Annotated in this window: 13 protein-coding genes; 5 read left to right on the forward strand and 8 right to left on the reverse strand. The window is 61.8% G+C overall.

Features of this window, described 5'->3' with window-relative positions:
* Nucleotides 1-51: 51 nt before the first annotated feature.
* On the forward strand, nt 52-837 hold the full coding sequence (locus FJ930_RS26580; RefSeq protein ID WP_181763473.1) for a hypothetical protein: 786 nt from the start codon (nt 52-54) through the stop codon (nt 835-837).
* 773 nt (nt 838-1,610) lie between these two features.
* Here FJ930_RS26580 and FJ930_RS30585 read toward each other — a convergent pair.
* Nucleotides 1,611-1,817 (reverse strand): hypothetical protein, encoded by a 207-nt coding sequence (locus FJ930_RS30585; RefSeq protein WP_246677037.1) that lies wholly within the window; start codon nt 1,815-1,817, stop codon nt 1,611-1,613.
* Between the two features lie 85 nt (nt 1,818-1,902).
* Entirely contained in the window at nt 1,903-3,234 is a 1,332-nt protein-coding gene (locus FJ930_RS26590; protein ID WP_141840750.1) for a dihydroorotase, read from the reverse strand.
* A gap of 82 nt (nt 3,235-3,316) precedes the next feature.
* Here FJ930_RS26590 and FJ930_RS26595 point away from each other — a divergent pair, with 82 nt between their 5' ends.
* The 3 genes from FJ930_RS26595 to FJ930_RS26605 all read left to right on the forward strand — a co-directional run bounded on the left by FJ930_RS26595 (nt 3,317) and on the right by FJ930_RS26605 (nt 7,019).
* Nucleotides 3,317-4,177: a folate-binding protein YgfZ gene (locus FJ930_RS26595; RefSeq protein WP_141840751.1), complete on the forward strand. Its 861-nt coding sequence runs from the start codon at nt 3,317-3,319 to the stop codon at nt 4,175-4,177.
* Nucleotides 4,177-4,812, forward strand: coding sequence for an HD family hydrolase (locus FJ930_RS26600; protein WP_140737854.1), 636 nt, complete (start codon nt 4,177-4,179; stop codon nt 4,810-4,812). The genes FJ930_RS26595 and FJ930_RS26600 overlap by 1 nt, the downstream gene beginning before the upstream one ends.
* A gap of 65 nt (nt 4,813-4,877) precedes the next feature.
* Entirely contained in the window at nt 4,878-7,019 is a 2,142-nt protein-coding gene (locus tag FJ930_RS26605; RefSeq protein WP_140737851.1) for an EAL domain-containing protein, read from the forward strand.
* Between the two features lie 16 nt (nt 7,020-7,035).
* Here FJ930_RS26605 and FJ930_RS26610 read toward each other — a convergent pair whose 3' ends face one another.
* The gene (locus FJ930_RS26610) at nt 7,036-7,926 is read right to left on the reverse strand and encodes a fatty acid desaturase family protein (RefSeq protein WP_141840752.1); all 891 of its coding nucleotides are present in this window, start codon (nt 7,924-7,926) and stop codon (nt 7,036-7,038) included.
* 113 nt (nt 7,927-8,039) lie between these two features.
* Here FJ930_RS26610 and FJ930_RS26615 point away from each other — a divergent pair, with 113 nt between their 5' ends.
* On the forward strand, nt 8,040-8,957 hold the full coding sequence (locus tag FJ930_RS26615) for a LysR substrate-binding domain-containing protein (protein ID WP_140737845.1): 918 nt from the start codon (nt 8,040-8,042) through the stop codon (nt 8,955-8,957).
* Nucleotides 8,958-8,975: 18 nt separating this feature from the next.
* On the opposite strand, the gene FJ930_RS26620 is transcribed toward FJ930_RS26615, so the two are convergent.
* The 5 genes from FJ930_RS26620 to FJ930_RS26640 form a co-directional block, all read right to left on the reverse strand.
* Entirely contained in the window at nt 8,976-9,248 is a 273-nt protein-coding gene (locus FJ930_RS26620; RefSeq protein ID WP_141840753.1) for a DUF3303 family protein, read from the reverse strand.
* A gap of 15 nt (nt 9,249-9,263) precedes the next feature.
* Nucleotides 9,264-10,727, reverse strand: coding sequence for a RimK family protein (locus tag FJ930_RS26625; protein ID WP_140737840.1), 1,464 nt, complete (start codon nt 10,725-10,727; stop codon nt 9,264-9,266).
* Nucleotides 10,724-11,830: a peptidase C39 family protein gene (locus tag FJ930_RS26630; RefSeq protein ID WP_141840754.1), complete on the reverse strand. Its 1,107-nt coding sequence runs from the start codon at nt 11,828-11,830 to the stop codon at nt 10,724-10,726. The genes FJ930_RS26625 and FJ930_RS26630 overlap by 4 nt, the downstream gene beginning before the upstream one ends.
* Nucleotides 11,831-12,036: 206 nt before the next feature.
* Entirely contained in the window at nt 12,037-12,828 is a 792-nt protein-coding gene (locus tag FJ930_RS26635; RefSeq protein ID WP_141840755.1) for an anti-sigma factor, read from the reverse strand.
* On the reverse strand, nt 12,825-13,343 hold the full coding sequence (locus FJ930_RS26640; RefSeq protein WP_141840756.1) for a sigma-70 family RNA polymerase sigma factor: 519 nt from the start codon (nt 13,341-13,343) through the stop codon (nt 12,825-12,827). The genes FJ930_RS26635 and FJ930_RS26640 overlap by 4 nt, the downstream gene beginning before the upstream one ends.
* Nucleotides 13,344-13,503: the final 160 nt, after the last annotated feature.

A 13,503-nucleotide genomic window follows, 5' to 3' on the forward strand; every position in this document is an offset into this window, starting at 1 on the left:
ACGATGGAGTTCCGTTCGGGCATCATGCCTGTGAGCAAGGGGATACGGGCAGTGAATTTTCCGGTGTCAGCCAGGCCGAAGGGCTTGGTTCTCCACATCCGCTTTGCTGCTTGCCGTGCCGCGATCCCGCTTTTGATGTGCCTCGCAAGCAGCCCTGCCCTTGCATTGAGCGAAATCCAGCGCGAGGAACTCCCCTCGCCGGTCACACGAACGGCGGACGACGATGTCTCACCGCCCGGCAGTGCCATTCCAATGCCCGACCCGGTGGGAACGCCTTCGACCAGCCAGCCGGCCGAACCCGACGCGGCAGAGCCCGACAGCCCTGCCGACAGCGGCTCTAACAGGCCGCGTGTCGATCCCGAGGCGCCCCTGCCGGAGGTCGTCTACGACCTCGGCAAGCTGCCCGAGCCGGTGCGGCGCATGCATGACCTGATGATCGAAGCCTGCAAGAGCGGCGACATCGAGAAGCTCAGGCCCCTGATCGGCACGGGCGACAGCATGACCCAGCTGTCGCTGACCGACATCGATGGCGATGCCGTCGCCTTTCTGAAAGGGCTCTCGGGCGACCCCGACGGTCAGGAAATCCTGGCCATTCTGGAGGAAGTGCTCAGTGCCGGTTATGTCCATGTCGACGCCGGGACACCGCAGGAACTCTATGTCTGGCCCTATTTCTTCGCGCTGCCGCTGGACAAGCTCGACGCCAAGCAACGGGTCGAGCTGTTCAAGATCGTCACCGCCGGTGATTTCGACGACATGAAGCAGTTCGGCGCCTATATCTTCTACCGCGTCGGCATCACGCCCGCCGGACAATGGTCCTTCTTCGTCGCCGGCGACTGAGCTTGTAAACGCCTACATATGTCGCCGGTTCTCATTGAGCGTAGAGACCACGCTATCGCCCACGATGTGTCCGGTTTGGTGTTGCAGATGCGAGATGAAAATCAAGATTTATGAGACAGATTTTTTGTCCTTGTTTTTGCTGTGGCCTTGATCGGTAAGTGGCACCTATAACCAGCCCACTGCGGTCGCACTCCGATTAACGAATCGAAAAAAGGGCAAACCAACCAAGTAGGCAAACAAAAATTATTGGTTCGTTAAAGACGGCAACTATAAATTTGAAATTACCGGCATCCTTGCTTTGACAGCAATTGGAACAAAGACGACAGCAAACAAAATATAGTCAATAATTATTGAGAATAATACAGAACCTAGATTACCAAGGGGGCCTGGATCCTCATCGGCTTCAAGATGATAGAAGAAGACGCCCGGGTAATTACTATCAACAAATCGCATAGTCTTGGGAACGACAAGCATCGTCAACAATACGTAAATAGCGTACAGAAAAGCGTAAACCGCCAATCGCTTCGGCCAACCGAAATCAGCAATCTTCGAACGGAGTCCAAACGTCAAAGTTCCCCCATCCCGCCCGCATAAGAAGCGCCGACGAGGATAATTCACCGCGAGTGCGGAATGTCGATACCCCCGCGCTCTTTTTCAAATCGGTCTCGGAAAAAGATAAACTTAATTCTGTTTCCCGCATCAGCCTCGGCGAGAGCATCGTGCTTCGTACGATATCTCAAAACCCCCTCTATTTCAAATATCAACAGAAGGGTTTAGCCAGCAGTCAGAAGGATACCATGGCCGAATTTGTCGGCAAGATCTTGGATAATCAGCTCTTCACCCGCTGTAAGTCGCGTCTGGTCGACAAAGCGCCAATTGCGCTCATACAACGCAAATGCTTCCTCGGCCGGGATTGGGCGTGCAGCATCACGGCTCCACAACAGCGCTTGCAGCTCTGGGAACTCGGCCGGGTCAATCATAGGCGCGATATGTGCATTCACAGTGTACTGAACATAGTACGGAACGCTTGAAATTCAAAGACGTGACGTATTGCCGATGGTTGATCTAAACCGGCAGCGCCTCGGAAAACTCGACCGCTCTGCCCTGGCTTGGGGTGATGATTTCGCCTTCCCACATGACACGGTGGCCGCGAATGATGGTGCCGACCGGCCAGCCGGTGACCTCTTTGCCGTCATAAGGCGTCCAGCCGGCCTTCGAACTGGCCTGCGCATTGGTGATGGTCTCGCGCCGCTTCATGTCCACGATGGTGAAGTCGGCATCGTAGCCGGCGGCGATGCGTCCCTTTCTGGCCATGCCAAAGATACGCTGCGGACCATGGCTCGAGAGGTCGACGAAGCGCTGCAGGGTCAGGCGCCCCGCATTGACGTGGTCGAGCATGATCGGCACCAGGGTCTGCACGCCGGTCATTCCCGAGGGCGGGGCCGGATAGGGTTTTGCCTTCTCGGCCAGCGTGTGCGGCGCGTGGTCGGAGCCGAGCACATCGACAATACCTTGTGCGATACCGTGCCAGACACCGTCGCGGTGGCGCGCGGCACGTACCGGCGGGTTCATCTGGATCAGCGTGCCGAGCCGGGCATAGTCGTCGGCACTCAGCGTCAGGTGGTGCGGCGTCGCCTCGCAGGTCGCGACGTCCTTGTGCTGCTCAAGGAACAATATTTCCTCGGCGGTCGAGATATGCAGGACATGAATGCGGGCGCGAACGTTGCGCGCGATGCGCACCAGCCGTTCGGTGCAGCGCAAGGCGGCGATCTCGTCACGCCAGACCGGATGCGAAGACGGGTCGCCCTCGATGCGTAAGCCCAGCCGCTCGCGCAGCCGGAACTCGTCCTCCGAATGAAAGGCGGCCCGGCGGCGGGTATTCCTCAGGATCGAGGCGACGCCTTCGTCGTCCTCGACCAGCAGATCGCCGGTGGACGACCCCATGAAGACCTTTATTCCGGCCGCACCCGGTAGCCGCTCAAGCTCGCCGACATCCCTGGCATTGTCGCGGGTGCCGCCGACCCAAAACGCAAAATCGCAATGCATGCGGCCACCGCCGCGCCGGACCTTGTCGGCAAGCGTTGTATCGCTGGTGGTCAACGGGTTGGTGTTAGGCATTTCGAACACGGCGGTGACACCGCCGAGCACCGCCGCCCGTGAGCCCGTTTCCAGGTCTTCCTTGTGCTCCAATCCGGGCTCGCGAAAATGCACCTGGCTGTCGACGACACCCGGCAGGATGTGCAGGCCTCGGCAGTCGATCGTCTCGCCGGCCGAAGCATGGCGGAGATCGCCGATGGCGGCGATGCGCCCATTCTTCACGCCGATGTCACGTGGTCCCTCGCCGTCATGGTTGACCACGATGCCGCCTGTCAGGATGAGGTCGTAGGTGTTGGCCATGCTGATCGATCTCTTGCGGGGGGAGTGCCAGCGGCTTACGTAATGGCCAACCGTTTTGCAAGATCAGGCTTTTATCCGCCCCATGCCCTTTGCCCAGCTGAAAGATCGCGCGCTCATCTCCGTCTCCGGCCCGGATGCCGAACACTTTCTGCAAAATATCCTGACCACCGATCTCGACACGCTTGGCGACGGCGAAGCTAAGCCGGGCGCGCTCCTGGCGCCGCAAGGCAAGATCCTGTTCGACTTCCTGATCTCGCGCGCCGGCGAAAACGCCTTCCGGCTCGAATGCCGTGCCGACATTTCAGATGATTTCGTTCGCCGCCTGACGCTCTACAAGCTCCGCGCCAAGGTCGAAATTGCCAAGCTGGAACAGGCGTTTGTCACCCTTGCGTGGGGAAAAGAGTCAATCGCTTCACAAAGTGATTCAACAGCAGTTGCCGACAGGCGCTTTCGCGATGAAAGCATGACGCGTTCCTATGCCAGCACTGTGGAAAACGGCGACATCGCCGCATGGCAGGCCTTTCGCATCGCCCACGGCGTTGCCGAAAGCGGCGCCGATTACGCGTTGGGCGACGCCTTTCCGCATGACGTGCTGCTGGACGAAATGGGCGGCGTCGGCTTCAAGAAGGGCTGTTATATAGGCCAGGAGGTCGTCTCGCGCATGCAACATCGCGGCACGGCCAGGCGGCGTGTGCTGGTTGTCCAGGCCGGGCATCCGCTCCCGGCCGCCGGCACCGAACTGACCGTCGAGGGACGGCCCGTCGGCACACTCGGCTCGAACGCCGGCACAACGGCGCTTACCATCGCCCGCATCGACAGGGTCAAGGCGGCGATGGACGCCGGCCAGCCGATCCTGGCGAGTGATGTCCCAGTGACGTTGACCATCCCCGGCTGGGCCAAATTCACCTTCCCGCAGGAAGCCGTCAGCGCGGAGGAAGCCTGATGGCGGCAGACCGCACCGGCGCGCCGCCACGCGCCTGGCAGCGCATGCTGTCCGGCCGCCGGCTCGACCTGCTCGACCCCTCGCCGCTCGACATCGAGATTTCGGACATTGCCCACGGGCTTGCCCGTGTCGCCCGCTGGAATGGCCAGACCAGCGGGGAGCATGCCTTTTCGGTCGCCCAGCATTCGCTGCTGGTCGAGGCCCTGTTCACCGAACTGATACCCCAGGCTTCCGCCGCCGACCGGCTGGCGGCGCTGCTGCACGATGCGCCTGAATACGTCATCGGTGACATGATCTCACCGTTCAAATCGGTGATGGGCGGCAGCTACAAGGACTGCGAATTGCGTCTGCAGCGCGCCATCCATCTGCGCTTCTCGCTGCCTCCTGAACCGGCAGCGGCGCTGCGCAAGGAGATCAAGCGCGCGGACCAGATCGCCGCCTATTTCGAGGCGACACTGCTCGCTGGTTTCTCATCCGCCGAAGCAGCCGAATTCTTCGGTCGCCCGCGCGGTTTTTCCGCCGAGCGTTTCGATTTGACGCCCCGCTCGGTGACCTCGGCGCAGAATGCCTTCCTGAAGCGATTTTCGGCGCTCGATAGATCGCGGCACCAGGTTCCGACATCAGCGGTAGGGTAGAAAACGCTAAATTAACCGGAACGGATAACAGTGCCGTGTTCGATCACGCACCGCAGGCGCGCCACATGCCCGTCGTGGATGTCAAGGATGGTTCGGTCGTCCCGGAGCGGGCAGCCGAAGGCGTGGAGCGCTCGCGCCGCATGGAAGACGAACTGCGCGAACAGAACGAACGTTTTTCAGCCGCGGTCGAGAACATGTCGCATGGCCTGTGCATGTTCGATGCCGATGAGCGCATGATCATCTGCAACGGCAACTACATCAACATCTTCCGTCTCGACGCCAAGGTGATGCGGCCAGGCATCCGTTTCATCGACATCCTGCGGCACAGTGTCGACATCGGCGTCGCCTCGCAAAGTGCCGATGAACTCTACGCCATCCGCAAGCCCTATATCGACCAGGCAAAACCCTCGACCTACGAAGAGACGCTGTCGGATGGCCGCATCATCAGCATCTCGCACCGCCCGCTGGCCCCGGGCGGCTGGGTCTCGATCTACGAGGACATCACCGAACAGCGGCGCGCCGAGCAGGATCTCAAGGAGCAGCATCGCCGTTTCGACGCCGCGCTTGCCAACATGTCGCAAGGCCTGATGATGTACGATGCCGACGGCAAGCTGATCGTGCGTAACGGGCGTTTCCTGGAACTCTACAACGTTACCGCGGCGGATTTCCCACTTGGAACGACGCATCGCGATGCGCTCGAACGATTGCTGGAACTCGGCATCTACACGAAGATCGACGTCGACAGCGAGGTCGCCAAGACCGAAGCCTGCCGGCGGGCGGGGAAAATGCATTCGGCCTATCGGCATCTTACCGACGGCAGGACGATTCTGGTCACACGCCAGCCGATGAGCGGCGGCGGCTGGGTGGCGACCTTCGACGACGTTACCGAACGCCGCCGTACCGAAGAGCGCATGACCCATCTTGCGCATCACGACACGCTGACCGGACTGCCCAACCGCTCGATGTTTCGCGAACGGCTCGACCTGGCGCTCGAAGACGTGGCGGCAACGCCGCTGGCGATCTTCTCGCTCGATCTCGATCGCTTCAAGGCGGTCAACGACACCTGGGGACATCCTGCCGGCGACTGGCTGCTGAAAAGCGTCGCCGAGAGGCTGCAGCGTTGCCTGCGCAGTGAAACAGACATCGTCGCCCGCTTCGGCGGCGACGAATTCGTCGTCATGCAGTTCCACTTCAAGGACATCGCCAATGCTGAAAAACTGGCGAAGCGCATCGTCGAGGCAATCGCGAAACCGTTTCGCGACAAGGGCCGGGACATGCATGTCGGGATCAGCCTGGGCATCGCCGTTTTCCCCAACGACGGCAAGGACGCCGATACGCTGCTGAAAAACGCCGATACGGCGCTCTATCGGGCGAAGAGCGAGGGGCGCAACCTTTATCGCTTCTTCGAACCGGGAATGGACGCCATGGTGCAAGCCCGCCGGGCGCTTGAAGTCGACCTCGAGACCGCGCTGCCACGCCAGGAATTCGATCTCGACTTTCAGCCTATCATGAACATCGCCTCCGGCGAGATCATCGGCGCGGAGGCCTTGATGCGCTGGCGTTCGCCGGCGCGCGGCACTGTCGCTCCGGATCAATTCATCCCGGTCGCCGAAGAAACCGGACTGATCGTGCCGCTTGGCGACTGGGCATTGAGGACGGCCTGTGCGGCGGCGGCAAGCTGGCCTCCCGGCTTGCGCATTGCCGTCAATGTCTCGGCCGTGCAGCTCAAAAGCGGCGGGTTTGCCCGCGGCGTGATCTCGGCTCTGGCCTTTTCCGAGGTGCCGGCCGGCCAGTTGGAACTGGAAATCACCGAAACCGTGCTGATGGATGAGAGCAAAGCCATGCTGAAGACGCTACGGCAGTTGCGCGAACTCGGCATCCGCATCGCGCTCGATGATTTCGGCACCGGCTATTCCTCGCTTGGCTACCTCAGGCGTTTCCCGGTCGACAAGATCAAGATCGACCGCTCCTTCATTCGCGACATCGGCAACCGCGATACGGCGGCGATCGTTCGCACCATCATCGGGCTCGGCACCGAGCTTGGCATTGTTGTCACGGCAGAGGGCGTCGAGACCGAGGTGCAACTCGACATGCTGCGCGAGAATGGCTGTGTCGAGGCGCAGGGGTATTTGATTGGGGTGCCGGCAAAAGCGGCGGCCATCCGTCGTCTGCTGAAATCGCGTGCGCTACACAGCCAAACCGGCTGATCGCATCCGTGCAAGGTCAACTCAGTGTTTCCAGGTATTTCTCGTGGAAGCTGACATAGCCGGGCTCGACGACCTTGAGGTGCCGCTCGATCAGAGCATGGAACCGCGGCAGTTGATGAAACGGCACACCGGGATAGGCATGATGCTCGGCGTGAAAGGGCATGTTCCAGGCCAGCTTGCGCACCGCCCAATTGGTCAGCGTCGTCCTGGTGTTTTCCAGCATGTTGGCAACGAACGGACAGCGGCCGTGCTCGGCCAAGAGATAGAGGCGCAAGAATGGCTGTCCGAGCAGAGCGGGGATGATCCAGACATAGAGCAGCACGGTGAGCCGGAAATACGCGGCGAGCAGAAGGACCACGGCGTAGAAGGCAATCATGGCGCGCGCCTCGATCCGCACCTTGGGCCGGCCTTTCGGTGGCACGTAGCTATCCCGGCATTTACCCATCGCATTGGCATAGAGGGTCTTGAGATGGCCCCACCACACCGGGATTCCGGAAACATGCACGAGGTACTGCCGCAGCGTTTCGGGTTTGGGAAAGGCCAGTTCCGGATCATTTTCCGGATCCTGGGTGAAGCGGTGATGGGCGAAGTGGAAGTAGCGGAACCAGTCGGCTGGCAGCGCGAGCGCCAGGCTGCACAGCCGGGCCACGGCATCGTTCAGCCACTGAGTCTCGAAGGCCGTGCGATGAACCGTCTCGTGCAGCAGCGTGAACAGGAACACGATGAGGATGCCTTGCGGCAGCATCAGCAGTGGCCAGAATGGTACCTTGGCCGCAATCAGCAACCCAATGACCACAATGGCGCCCCAGTGAGCGCCGAGCTGGACGAGACCCGCGACATCCGACTTGGCCGTCAGGCGATTGCGCTCTTCCGGGGTCAAGGATGCAATTATGTCACGGTGGTCCATTGGCCTCGATCCAGGCTGGAGATTTGATAAGGCCCACTCTAGTCGCTAAAAAACCTTTCCAAAAACAACGATTTCTGCAATTTTGATAAGCTTAACTTATCTATCTGCCGGTCATGGTTGCACTTCCATCCCTAAAAGGACTTCAGGCTTTCGAGGCCGCGGCGCGTACCGGCAGCTTCGCCGCGGCGGCGGAAGAGCTTTCCGTCTCGGCCGCCGCCATCAGCCAGCTTATCCGCACCGTCGAGGAGCAGATGGGCCGCAAGCTGTTTCATCGGGTCAACCGTAGAGTTGTCCTAAGCGAGGCAGGAGTCGAAATGCTGCCACGGCTGACCATGGCCTTCCAGGAAATCGGCAGTGTCTCGCGCGAACTGAGCGGCGATGCCTTCCGCCCGCGCTTGGTGGTCTCGGTGCCGCCGTCCATGGCGATGGGCTGGCTTTCGCGGCGTCTCGCGGGCTTCGTCGCAAGCCATGGCGCCGCCGATATATCGCTTCGCGGCGATGACGACCCGGTGCCGTTCGACCGTGAGCTGATCGACATCCGGCTCTCCTACGGTCCGCATTATCGCGAGCACCCGACCGAAGAGATCGTCCGGGACGCCGTCTATCCCGTCTGCGCGCCACAGCTTTCCGGCATGATCAAGGCGGATGGCGACGCGCTCGCCGGGCTGCCGCTGATCCACACCGACTGGGGACCGACGGGCGCGTCATTTCCGTCCTGGCGCAACTGGTTCGAGGCGGCCGGCGTCGAACCGGGCCGGGCGGCGCAGCGCGGCTTGTCAGCCAACTCGTCGCGCGCGGCCCTCGACCTCGCCATTTCGGGGCTGGGCGTGGCACTGGCGCAAGGGGTCTACTGCGCCGAAGCGGTGGAGGACGGCAGGTTGGTGCGGCCCGCCGCAAGGGCGATTGCATTGCGCCAGTCCTATTGCCTGACGATCCCGGAGCGGAGCGCTAGGCGCGATGTCGTGGTGGCGTTTCGCGATTGGCTGATCAATGAATGCCGGCGCGCAGTGGGCTCGCCGGCGCTCTGTTGACCCGACATACGGCGATGATCAAAGTTGCCCGCTCAGCGCCGCCACCATGTCCTTGCTGGTGGCCACCGGGACGATCTCGAACTCGACCAGATCCGCCCATTCGATGACCCAACGCTGCAGGAGCGTGACGTCGTCGGCCTCCGCCAGCAGGAAGCAGCGGCTCATATCCGCCGCGATCCAGCTGTGGTGCACCACAAGCTCCTCCGGCTTCAGGCGGCCTCGGTCGCGGAAGCGACGGTAGATGTCCTTGCGGTCGCGGCCGGTGAAATCCTCGATCACGATGAACTGCATGTTCCCCTCGGTGAATTATCGCCCCGGCCGTTCGAGCCGCTCAAGGAACCATTGCGTCAGCCGGACCCAGACCTCGTCCTTCTCGCCCGAATCCTCCCAGCCATGGTCGAGGTTGGGATTGTCGTTGACCTCGATGACGAAGACGCCGTCCTTCGTCTCCTTGAGGTCGACGCCGTAGAGGCCGTCGCCGATGCAGCGCGCTGCCTTCACCGCCGTCTCGACGACGTGGGCCGGCGTCTCCTTCAGCGTGAAGGTCTTGATGCCGCCCTGGTCTGGCTTGCCATTGGCCTTGTGGTTGACGATCTGCCAGTGCTTCTTGGCCATCAGATAGTGCACGGCAAACAATGGCTGACCGCCGAGCACGCCAACGCGCCAGTCATATTCGGTCGGGATGAATTTCTGCGCGATGAGGAGGTCGGAATCCTCCAGCCATTCGGTTGCAAGGGTCCTCAGTTCCTCGAAGCTGGCGCATTTCTTGACGCCACGCGAGAAGGACGAATCCGGGATCTTCAGCACCAGCGGGAACCCCAGCGTCTGCGCCGCAAGCTCGAGATCCGAAGCGCCGGCGATCATCACCGTCGGCGGCACCGGCACCTTGTTGTAGGACATCAACTCGTTGAGATAGACCTTGTTGGTGCAGCGGATCATCGACAGCGGATCATCGATGACCGGCATGCCTTCCTGCTGGGCGCGGCGGGCGAAACGATAGGTGTGGTTGGAGATCGAGGTGGTCTCGCGGATGAACAGCGCGTCGTAATTCGCGAGCTTGGCGAGATCCTTCCTGGTGATGGGCTCGATTTCGACCCCCATCTTTTCGGCGATCTTGGCCCAGTAGCGCAGCGACGAGATTTCCGACGGGGGCAATTCCTCATGCGGATCGACCAGCGTGGCGAAGGTGTAGCGCGCCGGCGTGCGGCCCTTGGTGTCGCGCCACTCGCGGTTGGTGTAGGTCTCCAGGCACTGGATGAAGTGCGCCTCTTCTTCCTCGGTCATCCGCGCCAGCGGATGGAAGCCGATCTTACGGATCGAGGCCCATTCGGCGCTGTCCTTGATATGGACCTCGAGCGCCGGCGCCCTGAACCAGTCGAACAACAGCTTGGCGAAACGGTCCCACACCTTGGAGGGCCCGATGCCGAAGAAGATGCACACCTTCGCCGGAAAGGCGCCGCCGAGATCCTTGCGGCATTTGTTGAGCGCCAGCTCCAGTTCCGGCAGCGCATGCTCATAGAGCTTACGCTCCGACAGGTCGATCATCGTCTCGACGGTCGGGATGACCTTGTGACCGCGCGAGCTCGCCAGCAGCGAGGCATAGTAGCCGCGGCTCTGGTAGCCGTAGTTGTTCGACAGGTTGATGACCTTCGGCCGCTGGCCCCGGAACAGCGCCGGATGTGCAAGATAGTCGCGATTGGTGATGATCTTGTGCGGTGTCGCCACTTGGTCGAGATCGCTCTGCCTGCCGGTAAGGATGACCCAGGTCATTGTATGTCGCGCTTCCCCAGAGTGATGGCGGCGCGCAGTCCGTCGCGGCCGAACTGCGCCATGTTCATGAATATGCCGTAGGGCACGGGAATGTTGGCGGCATCAAGGATGGTTTCCTGCCTTTCGTCCTCGACCCAGGGATCGTGGATCAGAATATGATCGCCGTCATCGCCGATGGCCAGCACCCAGTGCGGCACCTTCTTGCCGAACATCAGGAAGCCGCTGATCAGCACCAGCACCAGCTTTCCCGCGGCGATCGCGGTTCTGATGTCATCGATGGTGAACGAGCGGTAATTCACCGGGATGCCGTAAAGTTCCGTGCGGCGGCGAAAGTCGACCTGGGCCAGTTCCATTACCCGGCGCTTTTCCTCGCTGCGCACCGACTGCAGGAACAGTGCGCCGTAGAAGGAAACAAAGATTTCCGCGGCGAGCCCGCTTTCGTACCCCGAGACAGCCAGGCCGAACGGTTCGCAGCCGCCCGGTCCAGACATCATGAAGACAGTCGTCGCCTCGCGCCAGAGGCGGATTTCCATCACCGGATCGGGCACGAAACCGCGGTCGAAATTGGCCATGGCCATCATCAGGCAACAGGGGCCGCAGGTGAATTCGCAGGTCTGTTGATAGAATGGCACCCGGGTGGCGACCGCAAGGTCGCCGCGCAAGGTCTTTTCATAACGAAGCGCGGTCGCGCCATCGTCGTAGTAGCCAGGCTCCCGGCCAATCTTACGGTAGCCGGCAAGCTCGTACATGCGGATGGCACGGCCGTTGTCCTCGCGCACTTCGAGACGCAGCATCATACGATCGTGCTCGAAGGCCGCCTCCTCCGCCGACGACAACAGCTGGCGCCCGATGCCGAGCGCGCCGAAAAACGGGCCGACAGCTATGGAATAGAGCCGTGCGACGCCACTGCCCTTGCGAAACAGCACGATCGCATAGCCGGCGACGCGGCCGTCGACTTCGGCGACCAGCGTCTCGGCGGTCTCACGCTCGATGAACAGACGAAAAGAGCGGCGCGAAATGCGATCGCTCGAAAAAACGGCTTTCTCGATGGCGGCGAGATCATCGACGTCAGACGCGCGGGCCGTGCGGATATCGGCAGGCATGCGACTTGAGAAAACCTCGATTGGGTTGCGGAAACGCCCCGGTCAAAAGCGTCGCAAACACCGGCCGAAGCGCCGGTATTCGTGAAGCGCTATCGCTCCTTGATTAGGGCCGAATTGTGACAGTTTCCTCAACGGCATGGAAGCGGCCTGGCTTTGAACGGGATCGCTGTCTTGAGGCTCCGCCGACTGCGAAAACAGCCGCCAACTCAGCTTGCGAGACCTGCCAAAAGCTGGCCATAAGCGCTCTTTGCCACCACTGCCAATTGCTCACGCGGCAGCGAGCCAACGACGGCGCAGCCATAGCCCTTGTCCAGCCAGTAGATGGCCTGCGGACCCGCCTGCGCCGAAGCATAGGTGCCCGTGGCATTTTCCGCCGATTCCGCCGTCACGAAGAGGGATATGCGCTCTCCCTTGTCGTCCTCGTAGAGCAGCATCGCGGCCTTGCTTTCGCCGGCCGGCAGCAGCCGGCCGCCGATCAGTTGAAAACCGTTCGCGGTCAGGTCCGGCGCCACCAGCTTCAGGCCGACCCGGTTGGACAGCCAGGTCTGCAAATGATCCTTGTCGCTGGCCGGCACTTCCACCGCGTGCCGCTTCTCGGCCGCGTATATGACATGGGCGGCAATCGCCTGTTCGGCGAGCCGGTCTTCCGCCTGATCCTCCTGTCCGATGCCGTCAATGCCGGCAACGTAGCCGCCAAATCCACCCGCAGCCAGAAGCACGGCCGCGGCCGCGCCAAGCCACCAGCGTGAACGTGGCGCCTCTGCCTTGACCGGCGTTTCGCCGAGCACGACCTTGCGCAATCGCACTGGCACGGCCTCATCCAGCACGCCGGCAAGGGCGGCGCGCAATGCCTCCCGGTCGGCGGTGAAGCGGGCGCTCCTGGCCTTCATCTCAGGATTGGCCTCGAGCCAGGCTTCATAGGTGACACGCTCATCGGGCGGCAGTTCGCCGTCGAGCGCCATGTGGATGTCACGTTCGGAAAAATCGCGGCGGATCATTTCTCGACGATCCTTATCGCGCGGCGGCGTGCCGTGTCGTCCAGCAACCCACGCAGTTCCTCACGCCCGCGCGCGATGCGCGACATCAGCGTACCGGCGGGCACGCCCAGAATGTTGGCGGCTTCGGCGTAGGAGAAGCCTTCAATGGCAACCATGACAAGGGCCGCGCGGCGATCGGGGCTGATCGCCTGCAATGCGTCGATGATCTCGCGTGAGGCGATGCCGTCCAATTGCTCGGCCGGCTGGGCTACCGTCTCGCCCGCCTCCAGCGGCAGCATCGCCGCTTCGCCGCGGCGGTTCACCTTGCGCATCTGGTCGATGAACAAATGATGCATGATCGTAAACAGCCACCTCCTGGGGCTTTCTCCTGTCTGCCAGTTGCCGAGCCGCAGCAGTGCGCGCTCGAGGCAGTCCTGAACAAGGTCGTCGGCAGCATCGCGGTCGCGCAAAAGCGAGCGTGCGTAGCGGCGCAGGCGCGGTATTTCGCCAAGGATTGCTGCCTTCTTTTCGTCCATGACCGCTGGTTCTGAGGTCGCCCTTGTTGATCTCGATTGAACGCGCCTTCCCGGCGTGGCGCAAGCGGCCAGCGCGAAGCGGTCCGCCGCCCCGGTCACCCAAGCAATGAGACAACGCTGGCGGGTGCCGGTTTATTCCCGGCTGGATCGAATTTCCCCC

The sequence above is a fragment of the Mesorhizobium sp. B2-4-15 genome (assembly GCF_006658505.1).
Taxonomy (GTDB): Bacteria; Pseudomonadota; Alphaproteobacteria; order Rhizobiales; family Rhizobiaceae; genus Mesorhizobium.

Coding starts and splice junctions, on each gene's coding strand:
- FJ930_RS30585 (WP_246677037.1), bottom strand. CDS start 1,817: ATGATTGACCCGGCCGAGTTCCCAGAGCTGCAAGCGCTGTTGTGGAGC.
- FJ930_RS26590 (WP_141840750.1), bottom strand. CDS start 3,234: ATGGCCAACACCTACGACCTCATCCTGACAGGCGGCATCGTGGTCAAC.
- FJ930_RS26595 (WP_141840751.1), top strand. CDS start 3,317: ATGCCCTTTGCCCAGCTGAAAGATCGCGCGCTCATCTCCGTCTCCGGC.
- FJ930_RS26600 (WP_140737854.1), top strand. CDS start 4,177: ATGGCGGCAGACCGCACCGGCGCGCCGCCACGCGCCTGGCAGCGCATG.
- FJ930_RS26605 (WP_140737851.1), top strand. CDS start 4,878: ATGCCCGTCGTGGATGTCAAGGATGGTTCGGTCGTCCCGGAGCGGGCA.
- FJ930_RS26610 (WP_141840752.1), bottom strand. CDS start 7,926: ATGGACCACCGTGACATAATTGCATCCTTGACCCCGGAAGAGCGCAAT.
- FJ930_RS26615 (WP_140737845.1), top strand. CDS start 8,040: ATGGTTGCACTTCCATCCCTAAAAGGACTTCAGGCTTTCGAGGCCGCG.
- FJ930_RS26620 (WP_141840753.1), bottom strand. CDS start 9,248: ATGCAGTTCATCGTGATCGAGGATTTCACCGGCCGCGACCGCAAGGAC.
- FJ930_RS26625 (WP_140737840.1), bottom strand. CDS start 10,727: ATGACCTGGGTCATCCTTACCGGCAGGCAGAGCGATCTCGACCAAGTG.
- FJ930_RS26630 (WP_141840754.1), bottom strand. CDS start 11,830: ATGCCTGCCGATATCCGCACGGCCCGCGCGTCTGACGTCGATGATCTC.
- FJ930_RS26635 (WP_141840755.1), bottom strand. CDS start 12,828: ATGATCCGCCGCGATTTTTCCGAACGTGACATCCACATGGCGCTCGAC.
- FJ930_RS26640 (WP_141840756.1), bottom strand. CDS start 13,343: ATGGACGAAAAGAAGGCAGCAATCCTTGGCGAAATACCGCGCCTGCGC.